This window comes from Nocardiopsis sp. NPDC050513 (genome assembly GCF_044457925.1).
In the GTDB taxonomy this organism is placed as follows: Bacteria; Actinomycetota; Actinomycetes; order Streptosporangiales; family Streptosporangiaceae; genus Nocardiopsis.
The window spans coordinates 314,769-335,664 of record NZ_JBITHK010000002.1 but is presented as its reverse complement, the minus strand read 5'-3'; the positions used below and the strand labels follow the sequence as shown (position 1 = coordinate 335,664).

The window sequence follows — 20,896 nt, the reverse complement described above, 5'->3', positions numbered from 1 at the left end:
GGAGCGCCGGCCCTGGGACGACGGTGGGGGCGAGCCCGCCCGGGCCCGCCCCCACCGAGGTCCGGACTACACGGTCAGGGCCGCCACACCCGCACCCAGCAGCCCCACGATCAGGCAGATCACCAGGCCCACGGCGGCCACCGGCAGGGACGGCCGCAGGGCGGCGAGGGCGCCGGCCCCGCCCGCCGCGGCCTGGCGGCGCATCGCCAGGGGCAGCAGGGTCATGTTCACGGCGCACACCACCACGGCCACGCAGACCGCCGTGGCGAACGCCGTCCAGAACCCCGCGCCGCCCGCGAGGACGTTGGCCGCGGCGAGCGTCGGCAGCAGCACGAGCAGCGCGACCGAGGCGCCGCCGAACACGGTGCGCACACGCGGCGAGGTGCCGTTGCCGCTTCCGGCGACGACGAGGAGGAGACCGATGAGGGCCGCCGTGATGACGGCGCCCCCGATTCCGAACACGGCGATGTTGACCAGCGAATTCACGCTGGTCATTGTCGCACCGCCACCGGCGTGGACCTATCCGGGGTGGGTGCGCGCCGTCAGCCGGTGTGCTCCACCCGCGAGCCGGACGCGCCCTTGACCACCCGGAGCCGCGTGCTGACCCGTTGACGCAGGTCGGCGACGTGGCTGACGACACCCACCGCGCGGCCCCCGTCGCGCAACCGGTCGAGCATGTCCAGCACCTCCTCCAGGGTGTCCTCGTCCAGCGTCCCGAAGCCCTCGTCCACGAACAGGGTGTCGATGTCGGTGCCGCCCGCCTCCGCGCTGGCCACGTCCCCCAGGCCCAGCGCGAGCGCCAGCGAGCTGAAGAAGGCCTCACCGCCGGACAGGGTGGCGGGGTCGCGCTCCACACCCGTCCAGGCGTCCACGACCCGCATGCCCAGCCCGCCCGCCGAACGCGCCCGCCCGTCGCCCGCCGCCTTGTCGACCGTGTACCGCAGCTCGTAGCGGCCGTCCGACATCGTCCGCAGGCGGTCGTTGGCGGCGGCCACCACCCGTTCGAGCCGCGCGGCCAGGACGTAGGCGGACAGGCGGACGCCGTCGGTGTTGTCGGCGGAGGTTCCCGCGGTGAGGGACCGCATGCCCTCGGCCACGGCGTAGCGGCGCAGCACCGGCTCGCAGCCGGCCAGCGCCCGGTCGAGTTCGCCGCGCAGGGCGGCCAGCCGACGGGCCCGGTCCTCCAGCATGCTCCGCCAGGCCACGGCGTGGTCGGCGGCGGCCGAGGCGTGCTCGGCCGCACCGGACAGCGAGTCCAGGTCGGGCACGGGCGCGGCACCGGCCGCGACCAGGTCGGGGTCGGCCAGGGCCGCCGCCACCGCCGCCCGGTCGTCGTCATAGGAACGCGCGCGTTCGCGCAGCTCGCGCCGCCGGGGTTCGTCGAGTGCGGCCTCCCACACCTGGGCCTCGGCGGCGAACCCGGCGTCCGCGCGGTGCTGTTCGGCCTCGGCCACGGCCATCCGCATCTCCTCGCCCGCGCGGTCGCGGGCCCGCACCGCGTCCGCCGCGGCGCCGACCAGGTCCGCCTCGCGGGCCAGGCGGGCGATCCGCTCGCCGATGCCGGGGTCGTCGCCGCGCGCCGCGTCCAGCAGCTCCGTCAGCCGGGCGTGCTCGGCGACCGCGTTGGCGCGGTCGGTCTCGACCCCGGTCTCCAGCCGGGTGAGTTCGCCCTCCGTCGATCTGGCCCGGTCGAGGTCGGCGGTGAGCTGCTCCAGGGTCTCCTCCAACCGGCGCGCCTCCACGGCGGCGCCGCGCGCCTCCTCCAGAGCACGGGCGTGGGCGGCGGCCTCCTCCCGGGCGGCCTCGACCGTGCGCCCCTCGGCACGCTCCAGGGCGGCGGAGCGCCGTTCCCGCAGCGCGGTGACGGCGTTGCCGGCCTCGGCGCGGCGGGCGTCGGCGGTGTGGGCGGCGGCCTGGGCGGCCTTCTCCTCCTCAGCCGAGACCAGCCCCTCCGCGCTGGGCCGCGCGGGCGCGGGATGCTCCACAGACCCGCACACCGCGCAGGGGCTCCCTTCGGCGAGCTGGCCCGCCAGCTCGGCGGCCATGTGCGTGATCCGCCGTTCGCGCAGGCCGAGCGCGCGGTCGTGGGCGCTCTGGGCGCTGTCGACGGCGGCGCGGTGGAGGTCCTCGGCCTCGACGAGCCGCTCGCCCAGGAGCTCGTACAGGTCGGCGGCGCCCCGGCGCCGCTCCGCCGCGTCCAGCGCCGCCCCGGCGGTCTCCACCCGTTGAGCGAGGTCGCGGACCTGGCGCAGCTCTCCGGTCACGTTCTCCACCTGGGGCGGCAGGGACGCGATCCGTTCCCGGACACGGTCGAGCTCGCCCCGCACACCGGCGAGACGGCCGGTGAACGCGGCGATCGACCGCCCGAGCGAGGCACGGCGCTCGGCGTCGTCGCGCAGCAGCTCCAGGCGGGCGAGTTCGTCGCGGCGCTCGCGTTCGGCGGCGTCCAGGACGGGCAGCGGGTCCTGGTCCAGGCGCCCGACGCCGGGCAGGCCCGCCACGAGGGAGGTGCGTTCGGCGACGGTGAGCCCGGCCTTGTCGAGTTCGGTGCGGCGGTGGTCGCGGGCGCGCAGGAGGGGCAGGACCGACGCGGCCCGCTCGGCGGCGGCCAGTCCGGCCTCGATCCGCGCGCGCTCCCGCGCACCCCCGGCGAGTTCCTCCTGGCGGCGGCGGGCGGCGGCCCACCTCTCCTGGCGGGCTCTGACCTCACGGCCCGCCGTCCACGCGTCCTGCGCGCGGTTGCGGAGCCCGGTGGCCCCGGCGGCCACGACCGCGGCGTCCCGGGCGGTCGCGGCGGTGACCGACGCGAGTTCGGCCGCCCACGCCGAGAGCTCCTCCGGCAGGTCGGGTGCGGGGGACCGGCCGACCTCGCTGATCCGTCCGGCCACGGCGTGCACGCGTTCGTTGGCGGACTCCACCTCCAGCCGGAGGCGGTTGGCGTGCCCCTTGAACCACTCCTCGACGTCGCGGAAGACGCGGGTGTTGAAGATGCGTTCCAGGGACTCGCGGCGGTCCTCGGCCTTGGCGCGCAGGAACCGCGCGAAGTCGCCCTGGGGCAACAGGGCGACCTGGCAGAACTGGTCGAGGGTGAGCCCGAGGAGGTCGCCGACGAATTGTCCCGCCTCGTCGGGGCGGGTGGTGACGCCCTCCCAACGGCCGTCGACGTGTTCGGTCACCACCACCTTGGCGTTCTCGGTGCGGGTGCCCGTACCGCGTTTCTTGGGGCGCTCCCAGCGCGGACGGCGTTCGATCCGGACGCGCCTGCCCCGGATCGTGCACTCCAGGGTGACCTCGGGGACGCGGTCGACCGGGGCGTGGTCGCTCTTGGGGGAGCGGTCGTCGCGCCGCGCACCGGGAACCCTGCCGTAGAGGGCGAAGCACACGGCGTCCAGCACGGAGGTCTTGCCCGCGCCGGTGGGCCCGTGGATGAGGAACAGGCCGCCCGCGCTCAGGCGGTCGAAGTCGACGTGCTCGGTCCCCGCGAAGGGGCCGAACGCCTGGACCGAGAGTGCGTGCAGGCGCATCAGCGCGTCCCCTCCTGGATCCGGACCTGTTCGACCGCCCTGGTGACGAGCTCGGCCTCCTCCGGGGTGGCGGGGGCGCCCCGGGCCCACTCCACGAAGTCGGTCACCACCTCCCGTTCTCCGCGGTCGGCGACGGCGGCGGCCACCGGACGGGTCTCGGGCGTGCCGCCCTCGGGGGCGAAGTCCAGCAGCAGGGTGTGCGGGAAGCGTTCGCGGAGCCGGTCCATGGGGTGGGCGGGGCGGCGGTGGTCGGTGAGGGTGATCTGGAGCCAGTGACCGGTGTAGGCGCCCCATTCGGGTCGGGACAGCAGGTCGTCGATGCGTCCCCGGATCCTGGCGAGCGGGCGGGGGACGGGTGAGGGGACGAACTCCGCGTCGGCCAGGCCGTCGGCGTCCAGGTCCACCAGCCAGCAGCCCTTGACATGGCTCTCCTCGGAGAAGGAGTAGGCGAGCGGGCTCCCCGAGTAGCGCACCGAGGGGGTGATGGTCTGGCGGCCGTGCAGGTGGCCGAGGGCGACGTAGTCGACGCCGTCGTAGATCGACGCGGGGACGTGGGCGGCGCCGCCGACGGCGATGTCGCGCTCGCTGTCGGAGGGTTCGCCGCCGGTGACGAAGGCGTGCGAGAGGACGACCGAGCGGGTGCCCGGTCGCTTCGCGAGGTCGGCGCGGACCAGGTCCATGGCGTGCCCGATCGCCGCGGGGTGGCCGCGTTCGGGCAGGTCCCAGTGGTGGCGGGCGATCTCCGGCTCCAGGTAGGGGATGCCGTAGAAGGCGACGGGGCCGTGGTCGTCGTCGATGACCACCGGGGTGCCGACGCCGTCCAGGGTGCTGCGCAGGTGGACCCCGGAGGCGTCGATGAGCTCCGTGGCGAAGGCCATCCGGGCCATGGAGTCGTGGTTGCCGCTGATGAGGACCGCGCGGGCCCCGGTGGCGCGGATCCGGCTCAACGCGCGGTCGAACAGGCGGACGGCGTCCACCGGGGGGAGCGCGCGGTCGTAGAGGTCGCCGGCGACCACGACGACGTCCACGCGGTGCGTGGCGATGGTGCCGACGAGGTGGTCGAGGAAGGCCGCCTGGGCGTCGACGAGGTTCTCCCGGTGGAAGGAACGGCCCAGGTGCCAGTCCGATGTGTGCAGCAGGCGCATGGAACTGGACATTACCGAAGGCGCGGGCGTGTCCGCCGGGAGAACCGGTCGACCTGTGGACAACCGGGCGTCAGCGCTTCCTGGCGAGCGTGAGGCCGTCGCCGATGGGCAGCAGGACCTGGCTGACGCGGTCGTCGGCGACGAGGCGGTCGTTGAAGTCGCGGATGCCCTGGACCGAGGCGTCCGTGCTGGCGGGGTCGACGACGCGCCCGTGCGAGAGCGTGTTGTCGGCCAGGAGGAGGCCGCCCGGGCGCATGCGCGGCACCAGCTCCTCCCAGTAGCCGACGTAGCCGGGCTTGTCCGCGTCGAGGAAGGCCAGGTCGAACCGCGGCTCCCGGGGCAGGGCGCGCAGGGTGTCCAGGGCGGGGCCGAGTTCGAGGGTGATCCGGTCGGCGACCTCGGCGCGTTCCCAGTAGCGGCGGGCGACGGACGTCCACTCCTCGCTGATGTCGCAGGCCAGGAGGGCGCCGTCGGCCGGGATGCCGCGGGCCAGGCAGATGGAGGAGTATCCGGTGAAGGTGCCGACCTCCACGACGTCGCGCGCGCCGACCGCCTGCGCGAGGAGGGTCATGAACGCGCCCTGCTCGGGGCCGATCTGCATGCCCGCGAACCCGGGGAAGAGCCGTTCGGTCTCCGCTGCCAGGTCGGTGAGGACGTCGTCGACCGGTTCGCTGTGGGCGACGAGGTAGGAGTGCAGTTCCGGGGTGATGGTCTCCGTCGATCGTGTCACGGGGGCAACACTAGTCGGCGGTACCGGGAGGGACGACCCAGCGGTGCGGCTGTCCGCTGATCGCGGCGATCTGCTCGTAGCCCTCGTCGTAGTGCAGGACGCTGACGCCGTGGCGTTCGGCGGTGGCCGCGATCAGCAGGTCGGCCATGGACAGGGCACGGTGGTTGCCCTTGCGGACGGCCGCGGCCTGTACCTGCTTGGCCCGGTCCCACACCTCGTCCGGGGCGGGCTGGTAGGCGAAGCCGTAGAGGAAGTCGCGGAGCCGGTCGGACTCGGCCGCGTTGCGCGCCGAGTAGAGGACTTCCATCTCGACGGCGCCGCAGACCGCGATGAGCCTCCGGTTGACGAGCGGGTCCAGGACCGTGCGGACCGCCGGTTTGGCGCGTCGGGCGAGCGCGGACTTGTCGATCAGGTACACGGGCCGGTCAGGCGGTTCGGGAATCGTAGGTCAGGTCGATCTCGCCGCTGTCGATCGCGTCCATGAACGCGATCCGGCGGAAGTGCTTGATCTCCTCCGTGACCGCCCTGCGGATGGTCTCCGCCTTGGTGCGGGTTCCGTAGAGCTTCATCAACTCCTCGACCTGCTCGTCGTCCAGGTCGATGACGGTTCGGGACATGATGACTCCCCTGCGTTGGCACGACATCGACGCGATATCAGTTTGGGGAGATCTGAGATATCGATCAAGGGATGGCCATGACGGAACGTGCGCGGACCGCTTTCCCGTGTGTCCGCGAGCGCCTCGGTGCGGTACGACCGGGCCGGTGGGGTCCCCCGGGGTCCGGGCGGGCGCGTCGTCGGCGGGGGCCGGGCGTCAGTACGCGGGGAGCAGTTCGGGCCAGTCGAAGAGGTAGATCGAGTAGACGATCACGCCGACGGTGAGCAGCGGCGTGACGACCTTCTTCTCCACGGGGCCGTCGGTCACGAACCCCTGGCCCTGGCCGATCTTCTTCTTGCTGAACGGCCAGAAGAGCGGGACGCCCATCTTGGTGATCATGTCGCCGACGAAGTGCAGGACGCAGCCGAAGGCCACCGCCAGGCCCAGCCACGTGTAGTTCACGCCCGATGTGAAGAGGGCGATGGTGATCGCCGCCGTGCCCAGGGCGTTGATGATCCCGGACGCGGCCCGGTTCTTGTCCAGGCCGAAACCCAGCCCCTGGAGCGCGATGCCGATGAGCAGGAAGACGAACACCTGCACGGCCAGCTCCGACCACAGGGCCAGCAGCTGGACCAGGACGCCCATGAGGACCGCGAACAGGAACGAGTGCGTGCCCACGCGGTGCCCGCCGAACGCCCACGAGAGGATCCCGCTCAGGGTCTCGGTGACCTTTCCGTAGGTCTTGGTCACCGTGGCGCTCCGGTGGTCCAGGTCGGGCAGGAGCGCCGCTCCCGCGCACACGAGCGAACCGGCGACGATCTCACCCGGACCCAGGTCGAAGCTGAGCCCGAGGAATTCCGTCCCCTGCACGAGCGGAACGACCGCCATCCAACCGACCACGCCGCTCATGGCGTGAGAGTGCCCCATCATGGCCGGAACCGTAGCGGAGTACCGCATTCACCGCGAATCGGAGGGGCTATTCCGGGCCGCCGCTTTCGACCCCCGGCGCCGTCGCGCCCGCGCACGCCATTCTTCCGTGGCGATCCGGTTCCGATATCCACAGCTCGCCCCGGAGGTCATTGACGCTCGTCTCCTCCGGTTGGTAAACAACCAACCAACCCCCCGGTGGCACGCCACCGAGCCCACGATCCCGACAGGGGCCGCCATGCACACCCACCCCCGCACTCCCGGCATCCTCCTCCGGCGCGCCGCGGCCACCGCCGCCGCGCTCCTCCTGGTCGGGGGCACCGCGGCGGCGCCGGCCGCGGCCGGGACCGACGGCCGTGACACGTTCACGATCGCCGTCTCCCAGCAGGTCGACACGTTCAACCCCTTCGTCGCCCAGCTGGCGGTCACCACCAACGTCCTCGGCCACGTCTACGACACCCTGGTCACCGTCGACCCCGAGACCAACGAGCCGGCCCCCGCCCTCGCCCAGGAGTGGGAGGCCAGCGAGGACGGCCTCACCTGGACCTTCCGGCTGCGCGACGACGTCGTCTTCACCGACGGCGAGCCGCTCACCGCCGACGACGCGGTGTGGACGCTCACCACGATCATGGAGGAGAGCGCCGCCGCCGTCGCCTCGGGCAGCTACGTCGCCGGGTTCGAGTCGGTCACCGCGGAGGACGACCGCACCGTCGTCGTCGAGCTCGCCGAACCCCAGGCCACCATGGAGTCCCTCGCCGTCCCCATCGTCCCCAGACACGTGTGGGAACCCATCCTGGAGGAGGAGGGCGACGCCTTCTCCGACTACACCAACGAGGCGTTCCCCGTCGTCGGCAGCGGGCCGTTCGTCCTGGTCGGCCACGAAGCGGGCGAGTCCATCACCCTGGAGGCCAACCCGGACCACTGGCGGGGCGCCCCCGGCTTCGACGAGATCGTCCTGCGGTACTACTCCGAGAAGGACGCCGCGGTCGAGGCGCTGCGCGGCGGCGAGGTCTCGTTCGTCTACGAGCTCACCGAGGCCCAGGCCTCCTCCCTGGAGGGCGTCGACGGAATCACGGTCAACCGGGCCGAGGGCAAGCGTTTCCAGGCCTTCACCGTCAACCCCGGCGCCCGCACCCAGGACGGCGAGGAGTTCGGCGACGGCCACCCCGCCCTCGCCGACCGCACCCTGCGCCAGGCGATCGCCATGGCCATCGACAACGACGAGATCGTCGAACTCGCGCACGGCGGCCAGGCCGTCGCCGCCGGAGGATACATCCCCGCCCGCTACGACGACTTCCACTGGTCGCCGGAGGCGGAGGAGGACATCCTCGCCTTCGACCCCGACGCCGCCAACGCGATGCTCGACGAGGCCGGGTACGAGCGCGGGGAGGACGGCGTACGGGTCTCGCCGGACGGCGACCGGCTCGACCTGCGCATGCACGTCCACCGCGACCGCCCCGCCAACGTCAACGCCGGGCTGATCCTCGTCGAACGCCTGGCCGACATCGGCATCGAGGTCGAGAACCTGACCGTGGACCCGGGCGTGCTCAGCGACGCCCTGTACGCCGGCGAGTACGACCTCATCTTCACCGGGTGGACGGTCAACCCCGACCCCGACTACGTGCTCGGCATCCACACCTGCGACGCCCTGCCCGAGGAACCGGGCACCATGCAGGGCGACGCCTACTTCTGCGACGAGGAGTACGACGAGCTCTACGCCGCCCAGCTCGCCGAGTACGACCGCCCCACACGCGCCGGGATCATCCACGAACTCCAGGAGGTGCTCTACCGCGAGGCGGTCGTCAACGTCCTCGCCTACCCCGACATCATGGAGGCCTACCGCAGCGACCAGGCCAGCGGCATCCAGATCCAGCCGGACCCGGGCGGCAACATCTGGGGCCAGGACGGCTACTGGGCGTTCTGGTCGGCCCGACCCGTCGCGTCGGCCGGATCCGGACTGCCCGGCGCGGGCCTGTCCACCGGCGTCCTGGTAGGCACCGGGGCGGTCGCGGCCGTCGCGGTGGCCGTCGGCGCGCTCGTCCTCGTCCGCCGCCGCGCCACCATGGAGGACCGAGAGTGACCTCGAGCCCCACCACGGCGGGTGGTCCGGTCGCCCAGGGGGCGCCGGACACCCCCGCACCGCGCGCCCGCGGGGGCCCCGGGCGCGCCTGGCGCGTGCTCGTCTACGTGGCGGGGAAGCTGGCGACCGCGGTGGTCTCCCTGCTCGCGGTGGTCGTCGCCGGTTTCTTCCTCTTCCGGATCCTGCCCGGCGACCCGGTCCGGGCGATGACCGAGGGGCGCGAGGTCACCGCCGAGCAGCGCGAGGAGCTGCGCCGCCAGTTCGGGCTGGACCAGCCGCTGTGGCAGCAGTTCCTCGACTACTGCGCGGGGCTGGCCCGCTTCGACCTCGGCACGTCCTTCCAGTACCGGGAACCGGTGGCCGACCTCGTCCTCGAACGGCTGGGCCCCACGGTCCTGCTCGCCGGGACCGGCACGGTCGTGGCCGCGGTCCTCGGCCTGTTCCTCGGCGCCCGCGCGGGGTGGCGGCCGGGCGGGCGCGCCGACCGCGCGCACACCGCCGTGGCCCTGTTCCTGTGGTCGGTGCCCACGTTCTGGCTGGGGCTGCTGCTCATCGTCGTGCTCGCCTCGGGGCGCGGGTTCGTGCCCGGACTGTTCCCCACCGGGGGCATGGTCGACCCGGGGGCCACCGGCGGAACCCTGGAGACCGCTCTGAGCGTCGCGCGGCACATGGTGCTGCCCGTCGCCACCATGGTCGCGGTGATCTACGCCCAGTACCTCATGATCATGCGCTCCTCCCTCATGGACGAGCGGGGCGCCGACTACCTCACCACCGCCCGCGCCAAGGGCCTGCGCGACGGTCTGGTCCGCCGCAGGCACGCCGTGCCCAACGCGCTGCTGCCCACCGTGACGCTGGTCTTCCTCAACCTCGGCCAGGTGGTCTCCGGCGTCATCCTGGTCGAGACCGTCTTCTCCTGGCCCGGACTCGGCCAGCTCTTCTACTCCGGCCTGCGCGTGCCCGACCTCGGGCTCGTCCAGGGACTGTTCGTCGTCTTCGCGGCCTCGGTGATCCTCATGAACCTCCTCGCCGATCTGGTCTACCCGCTGCTCGACCCCCGGGTACGGCCGTGAGCGCCCCCACCGGGCCGGGCGCCCGGCCCGACTCCGCCACCGGACCCGCGTCGGACGCCGGGACCGGCCCCGTCCCGGCTCCGCCGAGGCCCGCCGCCCTGGCCTGGCGCCGTCGCCGGGCGGCCCTCGCCGCGTTCGCCCGGGACTACGCCCGCCACCGCTCGGGCGTGGTCGGGCTGGCGGTCCTGCTCGCCATCGGCGCGGTGGCCCTGACCGCGCCCCTGTTCGTGGACGAGGCCGCACTGTCGATCACCCAGGCGCCCGGGAACCCCTACGAGCCGCCCAGCCGGAGTTACCCGCTCGGCACCGACAACTTCGGCCGGTCGGTCCTCGACCTGGTGGTCTGGGGTGCGCGGGTCTCGCTCTCGGTCGGGTTCCTGGCCACGTTCGTCTCCGTCGCGCTGGGCACCCTCGTCGGGGTCAGCGCGGGACATTTCGGCTCCCACGGCGGCCTGGGCGGAAGGGCCGTGTCCACGCTCCTGATGCGCGTCACCGACTGGTTCCTCGTGCTGCCCACCCTCGTGCTGGCCGTCGCGCTCGCCGCCGTCCTGCCGCGCGGCGTCGGCACCGTCATCCTGGCCATCGGACTCACGGTGTGGCCGCCCACGGCCCGGCTGGTGCGTGCCCAGACCCTCGCCGTGGAGGCCAGACCCTACGTCGAGCGCGCCCGCGCGCTCGGCGGCGGCCACGCCCACGTCATGCTCTGGCACGTCCTGCCGAACGTGATGCCGGTGGTGCTCGCCCAGACCACGCTGCTGGTGGCCACCTCGATCATCGCCGAGTCCACCCTGTCCTTCCTCGGCATGGGCGATCCGGCCACGGTGTCGTGGGGCGGCGTGCTGGAGGCCGCCCGCAACGCGGGGGCGATCAGCGCGGGGATCTGGTGGTACATGCTCCCGCCGGGGCTGGCGATCGCCGTCGTCGCCCTGTCGTTCACCCTGTGCGGGCGCGCGGTCGAGTCCGTCCTCAACCCGCGGGAGGCGCGTTGACCACCCTCCTCGACGTGCGCGACCTGCGCGTCACCTACCGTTCCGCGCGCGGTGACGTCCCGGCCGTGCGCGGGGTGGACCTGACCCTCGACGCGGGGAGCACGCTCGGGGTGGCGGGGGAGTCTGGCAGCGGCAAATCCACCGTCGCCCTGGCCCTGCTGCGGCTGCTCCCGGGATCCGCGCGCACCACCGGGGAGATCCTGCTGGCGGGCGAGGACGTCCTCGGGATGCGGTGGGGCCGGCTGCGCGCGGTGCGGTGGACGGGCGCCGCCGTCGTCTTCCAGGGCGCGTCGCACTCGCTGAATCCGGTGCACAGGGTCGGCGACCAGATCGCCGAGCCCATGCTGATCCACCGCACGGTCCCCTCCGGGCAGGTGCGGGGCAGGGTCGCCGGACTCCTGGAGCGGGTGGGTCTGCCCGCGTCGCGGGCGGGCGACTACCCGCACCAGCTCTCCGGGGGCCAGCGGCAGCGGGTCATGATCGCCATGGCGCTGGCGTGCGAGCCGCGCCTGATCGTCGCCGACGAGGCCACCACCGCCCTGGACGTGATGATCCAGGCCCAGGTCCTGGCGCTGCTCCGGAGGCTCACCGCCGACCAGGGCATCGGCATGATCATGATCAGCCACGACCTGGCCGTGCTCGCGGCGCAGTGCGACCGGCTGGCCGTGATGTACGCGGGCCGGATCGTCGAGCAGGGACCCGCGGCCGAGGTCGTGGACAGCCCGGCGCACCCGTACGCGGGCGCGCTGAGCGCCGCGTTCCCCCGGATCGGGGACCCGGCCTCCCGTCTGGCGCCTCGGGGCCTGCCGGGCGAGCCGCCGGACCCGGCCGACCCGCCGCCGGGGTGCGTGTTCCGGCCGCGCTGCGCCGCGGCGGAGGCCGTCTGCGCCACCGTCGACCCGCCGCTGTGGCCGGTCGACCCCGACCACGAGGGCCGTTCCGCCCGCCATGCGGCGTGCGTGCACGTCGGCCCGGCCCGACCGGCTCCCGTGGCCGCGGAGCGCCCATGACCCGCACACCCGTCGAGGAGGGCCGCCGCCTGAGCACCGTGCGCACCGACGCCCACACGCCGCCGCCACCCGGGCACGAACCCGCCGGAGTGCCGGGCGCCCGCCCGGTGCTGAGCGCGCGCGGGGTGGAGGTCGCCTTCAGAGCGGGCATCGCCCCCGGAGGCGGCCGGGGGACCTCCCGTGCGGTCGACGGGGTCGACCTCGACGTCGGCGCGGGGGAGATCGTGGCGCTGGTGGGGGAGTCCGGGTGCGGCAAGACCACCCTGGGGCGGGTCCTGCTCGGTCTGGAGCGCCCCACGCGGGGCCACGTGGCCTTCGAGGGCGAGCCGCTGCGCTACGGAAGCCGCCACCTGCGCGACTTCCGGCGCAGGGTGCAGTTGGTGCAGCAGGATCCCACCGGGTCGCTCAACCCGCGCCGTACCGTCTACGAGTCGGTGGCCGAGGGGCTGCGCGTCCACGAGGGGACCACGGCCGACGAGGCGGAGAGGGTGAACCGGGCGCTGGCCCGCGCCGGGCTGCGTCCGCCCGAACGGTTCCTGGCCCGGTACCCGCACGAGCTGTCCGGCGGGCAGCGCCAGCGCGTGGTGATCGCGGGAGCGCTGGTCCTGGAGCCGGAGGTGCTCGTCGCCGACGAGCCGGTCGCCTCCCTGGACGCGTCGGTACGCGGGGAGATCCTGCGCCTGTTGCTGGATCTGCGTGCCGACCTGGGGCTGTCGGCCCTGGTGGCCACGCACGACCTGGGCCTGGCGTGGAACATCGCCGACCGCGTCGCCGTGATGTACCTGGGGCGGGTGGTGGAGGCCGGTCCGGTGGAGGAGGTGCTCGCCGCACCCGCCCACCCCTACACCCGCGCTCTGCTGTCGGTGCTGCCCGAGACCGGGGAGGAGCCGACGGTGCTGTCGGGGGAGCCGCCGGACCCGCGTCACGTCCCCCCGGGCTGCCGCTTCCATCCGCGCTGCCCGGTGCTGGCCTCGGGCGAGGCGGAGCGCGCGGGGGTGGCCGACCGCTGCCGGACTGCGGATCCGGGGGTCCTGGCGGGTCGCGAAGGCTACCACGTCGCGTGCCACTGGAGTGCCGCCAACAGTGGCCGGATCCGGCCACCTGGGAGCGTGTGAAGCGATGGAATGACGCGTGGCACGGGCTGGTTCCCGGTGATCATGACACCTCTTCACATCGCCCCGGACAGCGCCGACCGCACCGCACCCGCCCCCGCGGCGCCCGCGCCTGGACCGGTCGTCACCGAACGCGACTTCTGGCACGGTCGGGAGCTCGACCTCGACGCCTACCTGGAGCGCGTCGGCCTGGAGGGCGAGCTTCCCCCCACCCTGGACACGCTGCGCGCGCTCCAGCGTGCGCACCTGGCGGCGATCCCGTTCGAGAACCTCCAGATCGTCCTGGACCGACCCGTCCGGCTCGACATCGCGTCCCTGACGGACAAGATGGTCAGGAACCGTCGCGGTGGCTACTGCTACGAGCAGAACCTGCTGTTCGCCGCCGTGCTGGATCGCCTGGGGTTCACGTTCACGGCGTTGGCGGCCCGGGTCCTGGTGGGCGCCGAGGGGAGCGCCCGGCCCGCCACGCACGCCCTGTTGAAGGTGGACCTGGAGGGCTCACCGTGGTTGGCGGACGTGGGCTTCGGCGGGGGCGGGCTGCTGGAGCCCTTCCCTCTCGCCGACGGCCACCAGGAGGTCCAGGGCGGATGGCCGCTGCGTCTCGACCGCACCGAGGTGGTCGGCGCCGACGAGTGGCTGCTCCGCTCCCACAACGGGAGGGAGTGGCGCGTCATGTACTCGTTCACGACCACCGCGCAGCTGCCCCAGGACTACACGGTCTTCAGCCACTACCTCACCAGCCACCCCCGCTCGCCCTTCAAAGGGCGCCTGATGGCGCAGCGCATCGCCCCGGGAGTCCAGCACGTGCTCGTCGACACTCGGCTGACCACGACCACGGCCGACGGCTCCGTCGTCGACCGTGAGGTGCCGGTCGAGGAGGCCGCCGACGTCCTGGACGAGGTGTTCGGCATCGGGTTGGACGCCCAGGAGCGCGCCGTCGTCGAGGAGCGCCTCCGGGAGTTCGCCAAGGAGTGACGTACGTCACGCTCAGAATGTGCGCTCTCCGCATGCGTCGCGGCACCCGGAGTCACCAGGCGTGTCGTCAGAGGTTGATCGGACGTGGTGCGGCGTATGCGGATTGTTCATCTGATTTCTGGTCATTTCCCATGTTCGACCTCACTGACTGATGGGCAGGACCCTTGAGGTGTCATCGAGGCTCGGTGCACCGAGAGGGGCGTCCCATGGCAGGCATCACCACGGACGACGTACACGACTACATCAACGGGGTCTGCTTCAAGACCGGACCTCCCGGCAAGGTCGGGGTCGAGACCGAATGGCTCGTCACGGACCCCGCCCGGCCGACCGAAAGCGTCCGGCTCGACCGCCTCGCGGGTGCGCTGGACACCACGACGACCCTGCCCGAGGGAAGCAGGGTCACCTTCGAACCCGGCGGACAGCTCGAACTCAGCTCTCCCGCCCTACCCGGCCCCGCCCGGGCCCACGAGGCCCTGGCCGCGGACCTCGACCACGTCGCCAAGAACCTCGCCGAGGCCGGACTCCAGCTCTCCGGCGCGGCCCTCGACCCGGTCCGTCCGCCCCGCCGCCAGCTCCGTTCGCCCCGCTACGCGGCGATGGAGCGCTTCTTCGCCAATCACGGCCAGACCAGCGGCCGCACCATGATGTGCAGCACCGCCTCCGTCCAGGTGTGCCTGGACACCGGCTCCGACGGCGCCGACCTGCGCGCCCGCTGGGAACTCGCACACCGCCTCGGCCCGGTGCTGGTCGCCGCGTTCGCCAACTCCGCCCACTGGCGGGGCCGCCCGACCGGATGGAAGTCCACCCGGTGGGTGATCTGGGCTGCCACCGACGCCTCCCGTACCCGGCCGGTCCTGGACGGTGCTCGCCGGCCCGACCCCGCGTCCGCCTGGGCCGAGTACGCGCTGGCCGCCCGGGTGATGGCCATCCCCGAGACCCCCGGCGGGGACGGCCGCTGGACCGCCGACCCCGGGTTCACCTTCGCCGAGTGGCTCGACGGCACGGGACCCCGTGCGGCCACCCTGGCCGACCTGGAGTTCCACCTCAGCACGCTCTTCCCGCCCGTCCGCCCGCGCGGCTGGTGGGAGCTGCGCATGATCGACGCGCTGCCCCACCGCTGGTGGCCCGTCCCCCTGGCCCTCACCGCCGCCCTGCTCGACGACCCGGCGGCCCGCTCCACCGCGGAGGAGGCCGTGGAGCGGCTGTGCGGACCAGGAGTCCCCGTCCCCCGTCTGTGGCTGCGGTCCGCCCAACGGGGCATGGCCGACCCCGACGTCGCGGAGTGCGCCAACGCCTGCGTCGACGCGGCTGTCCGCGCCCTGCCCCGGATGGGCGCCGCGCACCTGGCCTCCCTCGTCGACGACTACGCGGACCGGTACACGCGGCGGGGGCTGTCCCCGGCCGACGACGGTCCGCGGATCCCCGGTCCCCGCGGCGCGGGCGCCGGGGCGTCCAGGACGGGTCCGGACCCGACACACCACTCCGAGCCCAGTGGAGGAGCGCGGTGAACCACGAACAGGAGCTCGCCAAGGAGCGCATCGCCGTCGAACTCGAACGCAGCCGCCGGCGCAGCAACGGTCTGACACTCGACGCCCTGAACGACGAGGGGCTGCTCGCCCAGCACTCCAAGCTCATGTCGCCGCTGGTCTGGGACCTCGCGCACATCGGCAACTACGAGGAGCAGTGGCTGCTGCGGGCCGCCGGTGGCCGGGAGTCCCTGCGCCCCGACATCGACCACCTCTACGACGCCTTCGAGAACCCGCGCGCCGAACGGGTCACGCTGCCGCTGCTCACCCCGGAGGAGGCCGCCGAGTACAACGACCGGGTCCGCCGCCAGGTCCTGGACGTCCTGGACGCGGTCGACATCTCCCCGGCCGTGCCCCGCCAGCCCGACGGCTCCGACGTCCACCGGGCCCTGCTCGACTCCGGGTTCGTCTTCCACATGGTCATCCAGCACGAACACCAGCACGACGAGACCATGCTCGCCACCCACCAGCTGCGCAAGGGCGAACCGGTGCTCCTGGACGCGTCCGGGGACGTCGCCCCGCTGAGCCCGCCCGCCGCGCCCGAGGTGCTCGTGCCCGCGGGGCCGTTCACCATGGGCGCCACCGACGATCCGTGGGCCTACGACAACGAGCGCCCCGCACACACCGTCGACCTCCCCGCCTTCTGGATCGACACCCGGCTCGTCACCAACGCCGAGTACCTGCGGTTCATGGACGACGGCGGCTACCAGACCCGGCACTGGTGGAGCCGCGAGGGCTGGGAGTGGCGGCACCGGCGCAACGCGGTCTCCCCGGCGTTCTGGAACCGTGAGGGGCAGGAGTGGTCCCGCCGCCGGTTCGGCCGCCACGAGATGGTGCCGTCGGAGGAACCCGTCCAGCACGTCAGCTTCCACGAGGCGCAGGCCTACGCGCGCTGGGCGGGCAAGCGCCTGCCCACCGAGGCCGAGTGGGAGAAGGCCGCCCGCTTCGACCCCGCCACCGGGCGGTCGACGCGCTACCCGTGGGGCGACGGGGAACCCGAACCCCGCCACGCCAACCTGGGCCAGCGCCGCCTGGGCCCCTCCCCGGCCGGGCGCCACCCCGACGGGGCCTCCCCGCTGGGTGTGCAGCAGCTGATCGGCGACGTGTGGGAGTGGACGTCCACGACCTTCGGCGGCTACTCGGGGTTCCGGGCCTTCCCGTACCGGGAGTACTCCGAGGTGTTCTTCGACGAGGGGTACAAGGTGCTGCGCGGCGGTTCGTGGGCGACCCATCCCACGGCGGTCCGTTCGACGTTCCGCAACTGGGACCACCCGATCCGCCGGCAGATCTTCAGCGGAATCCGCTGCGCCCGCGACGCGGAGCCCGTCTGATGTGCCGCCATCTCGCCTACCTGGGGCCGGCGCGCACGCTGCACGAGCTGCTGTACGCGGCGCCCCACTCGCTGCACACGCAGTCCTGGGCGCCGCGCCGCCAGCGGTACGGCACCGTCAACGCGGACGGGTTCGGGGTCGGTTGGTACCCCCGGGGCGACGCGCCCGAACCCCTCCGCTACCGGCGCGCCATGCCGATCTGGGGTGACGCGTCGTTCGCCGACGCCGCCCGGGCGATCACCTCCGGATGCGTGGTGGCGGCCGTCCGGGACGCCACCGTCGGGTTCGGCTCGGAGGAGTCGGGCGCCCAACCGTTCCGCGCGGACCGCCTGCTGTTCAGCCACAACGGTGCGGTCAAGGACGACGAGGCGCTCACCGCCGCCCTCGCCGCGCCCCCGCCCGCCGGAGCACTGGACGCGCGCTCACCGGTCGACTCCGCGCCGCTGTTCGCGCACACCGTCCGGCTGTGGCGCTCCTCGGGCGACCTGCCGGGCACGCTCGCGGCCGTGGTCGCCCACGCCCGTGAGCACTCCGAGGGCCGGTACAACCTGCTGGCCAGCGACGGCCGGTCGATCGTCGGGACCGCCGCGGGCGACACCCTGTTCACCCTGCGCGAGCCCGGCGGCGGGGTCTTCCTGGCCTCCGAACCCTTCGACGACCAGCCGGGATGGCATCCGATCCCCGACGACGCGCTGGTCGTGGCCACCGCCGAGGGCACCGAGACCACGCCGCTCCGCTGAGCGGACTCCAGCGGCACTCCACCCCCACCGTCACCTCGCGCCCTGGGTACACCACTTAGGGACACAGGAGGCAGCATGTTCCGGATTGACCGAAACTTGACCGCTGACGATCTTGACAAGGCACTCCGCAGGGACGTCGCCGAGGGGCTCACCGCGCGGCCCAAGCAGCTCCCGCCCAAGTGGTTCTACGACGAACGCGGCAGCGCCCTCTTCGAGGAGATCACCGGGCTGGCCGAGTACTACCCCACGCGCACCGAGCGGTCGATCCTCCAGGAACGCGCCGACGACATCGCCGACGCGGCCGACGCCGAGGCGCTCATCGAACTCGGCTCCGGATCCGGAGTGAAGACCAGGCTCCTGCTCGACGCGATGCGCCGCCACGGCCGCCTCACCCGGTTCGTGCCGGTGGACGTCAGCGGCGACTTCCTCGCCGCCTCCGCCTCCGGGCTCGCCGAGGACTACCCGGGCCTGGACGTCCACGCCGTCGTCGGCGACTTCGAGGAACACCTCGGTCTGCTGCCCGTCAGCGAGGACCGCGGCCGCCAGATCCTCGCCGTCCTCGGCTCCACGATCGGCAACCAGGAACCCCTCGCCCGGGCCGCCTTCCTCCGCGACATCCGGGGCGTCCTGCACGCGGGCGACTCCCTCCTGCTGGGCGCCGACCTCGTCAAGGACCCCGGACGCCTCGTCACGGCCTACGACGACGCCCGGGGCGTCACCGCCGCCTTCAACCGCAACGTCCTCTCCGTGATCAACCAGCAGCTCGGCGCGGACTTCGATCCCGACGCCTTCGGCCACGTCGCCCTGTGGGACGCCGAACAGGAGTGGATCGAGATGCGCCTGCGCTCCCTGGTCGACCAGCGGGTCCACGTCGCCGACCTCGACCTGACCGTCGACTTCCGCGCCAGTGAGGAGATGCGCACCGAGATCTCCGCCAAGTTCCGCCGCGAGCGCCTGGGAGGGGAGCTGGTCGCCGCCGGGTTCACCCCCACGCACTGGTGGACCGACCCCGCCGACGACTTCGCCCTCGCCCTGGCCACCGCCCGCTGACGGCTCACAGCGCCGTGATCCTCCCCAGGAGGGACCCCACCAGGTACGTCACCAGCATCGCGAACGCCCCGCCCGCCATGGACCGCACCGCCGCCCGCGACGGCGCCGCACGGCCCAGCCGCGCGCTGACCGCGCCCAACGCCCCGGTGGCCGCCAGGACCGCCGTCACCGTGAGCGCCAACCGCCACGCGTCCGGGCTGAGCAGCATCGCGGACAGCGGCACCAGGGCGCCCAGCACGAAGGCGACCAGACTCGACCCGGCCGCCTGCCACGGGTCCACCCGGTAGCGGGTCAGGCCCAGCTCCACCTCGGCGTGGGCGCTGAGCGCGTCGTGCGCCGTCAGCGCCCGCGCCACCTCGCGGGCGAGCCGTTCGTCCAGACCCCGGGCGCGGTAGAGACCGGTCAGCTCCTCCAGCTCGCCGACCGGATCGGTGGCCAACTCCCGGCGTTCGCGGGCGATCGCCGCCCGCTCGGTGTCCCGCTGCGTGCTGACCGACACGTACTCCCCGGCGGCCATCGACAACGCCCCCGCCATGGTGCCGGCCACCCCCGCGATCAGCAGCGCCCCGCGGTTCGGCGTCGCTCCGGCCACCCCGACGACCAGGCCCGCCATGGAGACGATGCCGTCGTTGGCGCCGAGCACCGCCGCGCGCAGACGGTTCAGCAGTGACCCCAGCCGCTTCTGCTTCCCGTCCGCCCCGTCGGGCCCGGGTTCGGGTCCTGGCCGTGCCATGGCGTCATCGTCGCACGTGGCCGGGCCGGGGGCGGTCAGCGACTCCGGTACGGTTGTGCCGTGTTCAAGGTAGGAGTTTTCGGCGCCGATGGGCGCATGGGATCAGAGGTCGTCAAGGCGGTTCAGGGCGCCGACGACATGGAACTCGTCGCGGGGATCGACCGCGCCGCCGACCGCGACGCGGTCCTGGGGGCGGACTACGTCGTCGACTTCACCCACCCCGACGCGGTGATGGACAACCTGGAGTGGCTGATCGGCCACGGCATCCACGCCGTCGTCGGCACCAGCGGGTTCGACGAGGCCAAGCTCGCGCGGGTGCGGGCCCTGCTGGAGGCCAAGCCGGGCGCGAAGGTCCTGATCGCGCCGAACTTCGGTGTGGCCGCCGTGCTGATGATGCACTTCGCGCGCAAGGCCGCCCCGTACTTCGACTCGACCGAGATCATCGAGCTGCACCACCCCAACAAGGCCGACGCGCCCAGCGGCACCGCCTACCGCACCGCCGAACTGGTCGCCGAGGCCCGGCGCGAGGCGGGCGCCGCCCCGATGCCCGACGCCACCACCTCCGAGATCCCGGGCGCCCGGGGCGCCGACGTCGACGGCGTCCGCGTGCACGCGCTGCGCATCTCCGGGCTCATCGCCCACCAGGAGGTCGTGTTCGGCACCGACGGGGAGACCCTCAAGATCCGGCACGACTCGATGAACCGCACGTCCTTCATGCCGGGCGTGCTCCTGGGCGTCCGGAGGGTCGCCGACCTGCCCGAGCCGCTGACCCTGGGCCTGGAGCCCCTGCTCGGCCTGGAGTAGCACGCGGTGTCCCGGGCCGCGCCGGACACGGGGCGGCCCGGCCCCGCGGTCACCCGGTCGGCGGCAGGACCGGCCCGCCGTCCTCCAGGTAGAGCGGCCCCCCGCCGTCCGCCACGGTCAGCGCCGCGAGCATCCTCCGGGCCACGTGCGGGGACAGGACCCGGTACAGGTCGTCCGGCTCGTGCCACGCCCACCCCGACAGCTCGTCCTCGGGGAGCCGCAGCTCGGCGGACTCGGGCAGGTCCGCGGTGAACAGCCAGTGGAGCGCCGCCGTGCGCGGCGGACGCGCCGGGACCCAGTCCACCACCGCCAGGCGCGCGATGCGGGCCTCGACGCCCAACTCCTCGCGCAGCTCGCGCCGGCACGCCGCCAGCGGCGACTCGCCCGCCTCGATGATCCCGCCGGGGATCCCCCAGGGGCGCTCGGGGGCGTACGTGCGCTCGACCAGCAGCACCCCGCCGCTCGCGGAGCGGATCACGGCCCCCGCGGCGCCCCGGGTCGCGGGCAGGTTCGCGTAGAACTCCTCCTCGGTCACGCCCCCGACCCTAGGCCAT

At 73.6% G+C, this 20,896-nt stretch carries 20 protein-coding genes; 11 read left to right on the top strand and 9 right to left on the bottom strand.

The features are described 5' to 3' along the window. Positions 1 to 66 precede the first annotated feature (66 nt). The 7 genes from ACIBFB_RS04135 to ACIBFB_RS04105 all read right to left on the bottom strand — a co-directional run bounded on the left by ACIBFB_RS04135 (position 67) and on the right by ACIBFB_RS04105 (position 6,925). Positions 67 to 495, bottom strand: a complete 429-nt coding sequence (locus ACIBFB_RS04135) for a hypothetical protein (protein WP_397225983.1) — start codon at positions 493 to 495, stop codon at positions 67 to 69. A gap of 47 nt (positions 496 to 542) precedes the next feature. Then, positions 543 to 3,524: an AAA family ATPase gene (locus tag ACIBFB_RS04130; protein WP_397225981.1), complete on the bottom strand. Its 2,982-nt coding sequence runs from the start codon at positions 3,522 to 3,524 to the stop codon at positions 543 to 545. After that, positions 3,524 to 4,681, bottom strand: coding sequence for an exonuclease SbcCD subunit D (locus tag ACIBFB_RS04125; RefSeq protein WP_397225979.1), 1,158 nt, complete (start codon positions 4,679 to 4,681; stop codon positions 3,524 to 3,526). Before ACIBFB_RS04125 ends, ACIBFB_RS04130 begins: the two co-directional genes overlap by 1 nt. Before the next feature lie 58 nt (positions 4,682 to 4,739). Then, positions 4,740 to 5,399: an O-methyltransferase gene (locus ACIBFB_RS04120; protein ID WP_397225977.1), complete on the bottom strand. Its 660-nt coding sequence runs from the start codon at positions 5,397 to 5,399 to the stop codon at positions 4,740 to 4,742. A gap of 10 nt (positions 5,400 to 5,409) precedes the next feature. Next, positions 5,410 to 5,817 (bottom strand): PIN domain nuclease, encoded by a 408-nt coding sequence (locus ACIBFB_RS04115; RefSeq protein ID WP_397225975.1) that lies wholly within the window; start codon positions 5,815 to 5,817, stop codon positions 5,410 to 5,412. A 7-nt stretch (positions 5,818 to 5,824) separates the two neighbouring features. Next, positions 5,825 to 6,016 carry a type II toxin-antitoxin system VapB family antitoxin gene (locus tag ACIBFB_RS04110; protein WP_397225973.1) on the bottom strand — a complete coding sequence of 64 codons (192 nt, stop codon included), beginning with the start codon at positions 6,014 to 6,016 and terminating at the stop codon, positions 5,825 to 5,827. 195 nt (positions 6,017 to 6,211) lie between these two features. Continuing rightward, the gene (locus tag ACIBFB_RS04105) at positions 6,212 to 6,925 is read right to left on the bottom strand and encodes a metal-dependent hydrolase (protein WP_397225971.1); all 714 of its coding nucleotides are present in this window, start codon (positions 6,923 to 6,925) and stop codon (positions 6,212 to 6,214) included. 235 nt (positions 6,926 to 7,160) lie between these two features. Between ACIBFB_RS04105 and ACIBFB_RS04100 the strand changes: the two genes are divergently transcribed. The 10 genes from ACIBFB_RS04100 (at position 7,161) to egtD (ending at position 18,805) form a co-directional block, all read left to right on the top strand. After that, positions 7,161 to 9,002, top strand: a complete 1,842-nt coding sequence (locus ACIBFB_RS04100) for an ABC transporter substrate-binding protein (protein WP_397225968.1) — start codon at positions 7,161 to 7,163, stop codon at positions 9,000 to 9,002. Continuing rightward, complete coding sequence (locus ACIBFB_RS04095) at positions 8,999 to 10,072, top strand: ABC transporter permease (RefSeq protein ID WP_397225965.1); 1,074 nt, start codon at positions 8,999 to 9,001, stop codon at positions 10,070 to 10,072. The genes ACIBFB_RS04100 and ACIBFB_RS04095 overlap by 4 nt, the downstream gene beginning before the upstream one ends. After that, the gene (locus ACIBFB_RS04090) at positions 10,069 to 11,061 is read left to right on the top strand and encodes an ABC transporter permease (RefSeq protein WP_397225963.1); all 993 of its coding nucleotides are present in this window, start codon (positions 10,069 to 10,071) and stop codon (positions 11,059 to 11,061) included. Before ACIBFB_RS04095 ends, ACIBFB_RS04090 begins: the two co-directional genes overlap by 4 nt. Further along, positions 11,058 to 12,071 carry an ABC transporter ATP-binding protein gene (locus ACIBFB_RS04085; RefSeq protein WP_397225961.1) on the top strand — a complete coding sequence of 338 codons (1,014 nt, stop codon included), beginning with the start codon at positions 11,058 to 11,060 and terminating at the stop codon, positions 12,069 to 12,071. The genes ACIBFB_RS04090 and ACIBFB_RS04085 overlap by 4 nt, the downstream gene beginning before the upstream one ends. Continuing rightward, positions 12,068 to 13,186 (top strand): ABC transporter ATP-binding protein, encoded by a 1,119-nt coding sequence (locus tag ACIBFB_RS04080; RefSeq protein ID WP_397225959.1) that lies wholly within the window; start codon positions 12,068 to 12,070, stop codon positions 13,184 to 13,186. The genes ACIBFB_RS04085 and ACIBFB_RS04080 overlap by 4 nt, the downstream gene beginning before the upstream one ends. Positions 13,187 to 13,228: 42 nt before the next feature. After that, positions 13,229 to 14,158 carry an arylamine N-acetyltransferase gene (locus tag ACIBFB_RS04075; protein WP_397225957.1) on the top strand — a complete coding sequence of 310 codons (930 nt, stop codon included), beginning with the start codon at positions 13,229 to 13,231 and terminating at the stop codon, positions 14,156 to 14,158. A gap of 206 nt (positions 14,159 to 14,364) precedes the next feature. After that, positions 14,365 to 15,666 carry an ergothioneine biosynthesis glutamate--cysteine ligase EgtA gene (egtA, locus tag ACIBFB_RS04070; protein ID WP_397225955.1) on the top strand — a complete coding sequence of 434 codons (1,302 nt, stop codon included), beginning with the start codon at positions 14,365 to 14,367 and terminating at the stop codon, positions 15,664 to 15,666. Continuing rightward, positions 15,663 to 17,015, top strand: a complete 1,353-nt coding sequence (gene egtB / locus ACIBFB_RS04065; RefSeq protein WP_397225953.1) for an ergothioneine biosynthesis protein EgtB — start codon at positions 15,663 to 15,665, stop codon at positions 17,013 to 17,015. The genes egtA and egtB overlap by 4 nt, the downstream gene beginning before the upstream one ends. Beyond that, positions 17,015 to 17,755 (top strand): ergothioneine biosynthesis protein EgtC, encoded by a 741-nt coding sequence (gene egtC, locus ACIBFB_RS04060; RefSeq protein ID WP_397225951.1) that lies wholly within the window; start codon positions 17,015 to 17,017, stop codon positions 17,753 to 17,755. The genes egtB and egtC overlap by 1 nt, the downstream gene beginning before the upstream one ends. A 75-nt stretch (positions 17,756 to 17,830) precedes the next feature. After that, positions 17,831 to 18,805: an L-histidine N(alpha)-methyltransferase gene (gene egtD, locus ACIBFB_RS04055; RefSeq protein WP_397225949.1), complete on the top strand. Its 975-nt coding sequence runs from the start codon at positions 17,831 to 17,833 to the stop codon at positions 18,803 to 18,805. A gap of 4 nt (positions 18,806 to 18,809) precedes the next feature. Here egtD and ACIBFB_RS04050 read toward each other — a convergent pair whose 3' ends face one another. Continuing rightward, positions 18,810 to 19,538, bottom strand: a complete 729-nt coding sequence (locus ACIBFB_RS04050; protein WP_397225947.1) for a VIT family protein — start codon at positions 19,536 to 19,538, stop codon at positions 18,810 to 18,812. A gap of 60 nt (positions 19,539 to 19,598) precedes the next feature. Between ACIBFB_RS04050 and dapB the strand changes: the two genes are divergently transcribed. Beyond that, positions 19,599 to 20,342 (top strand): 4-hydroxy-tetrahydrodipicolinate reductase, encoded by a 744-nt coding sequence (dapB, locus tag ACIBFB_RS04045; RefSeq protein WP_397225945.1) that lies wholly within the window; start codon positions 19,599 to 19,601, stop codon positions 20,340 to 20,342. A 49-nt stretch (positions 20,343 to 20,391) separates the two neighbouring features. On the opposite strand, the gene ACIBFB_RS04040 is transcribed toward dapB, so the two are convergent. Beyond that, positions 20,392 to 20,877, bottom strand: a complete 486-nt coding sequence (locus ACIBFB_RS04040) for an NUDIX domain-containing protein (protein WP_397225943.1) — start codon at positions 20,875 to 20,877, stop codon at positions 20,392 to 20,394. Positions 20,878 to 20,896: the final 19 nt, after the last annotated feature.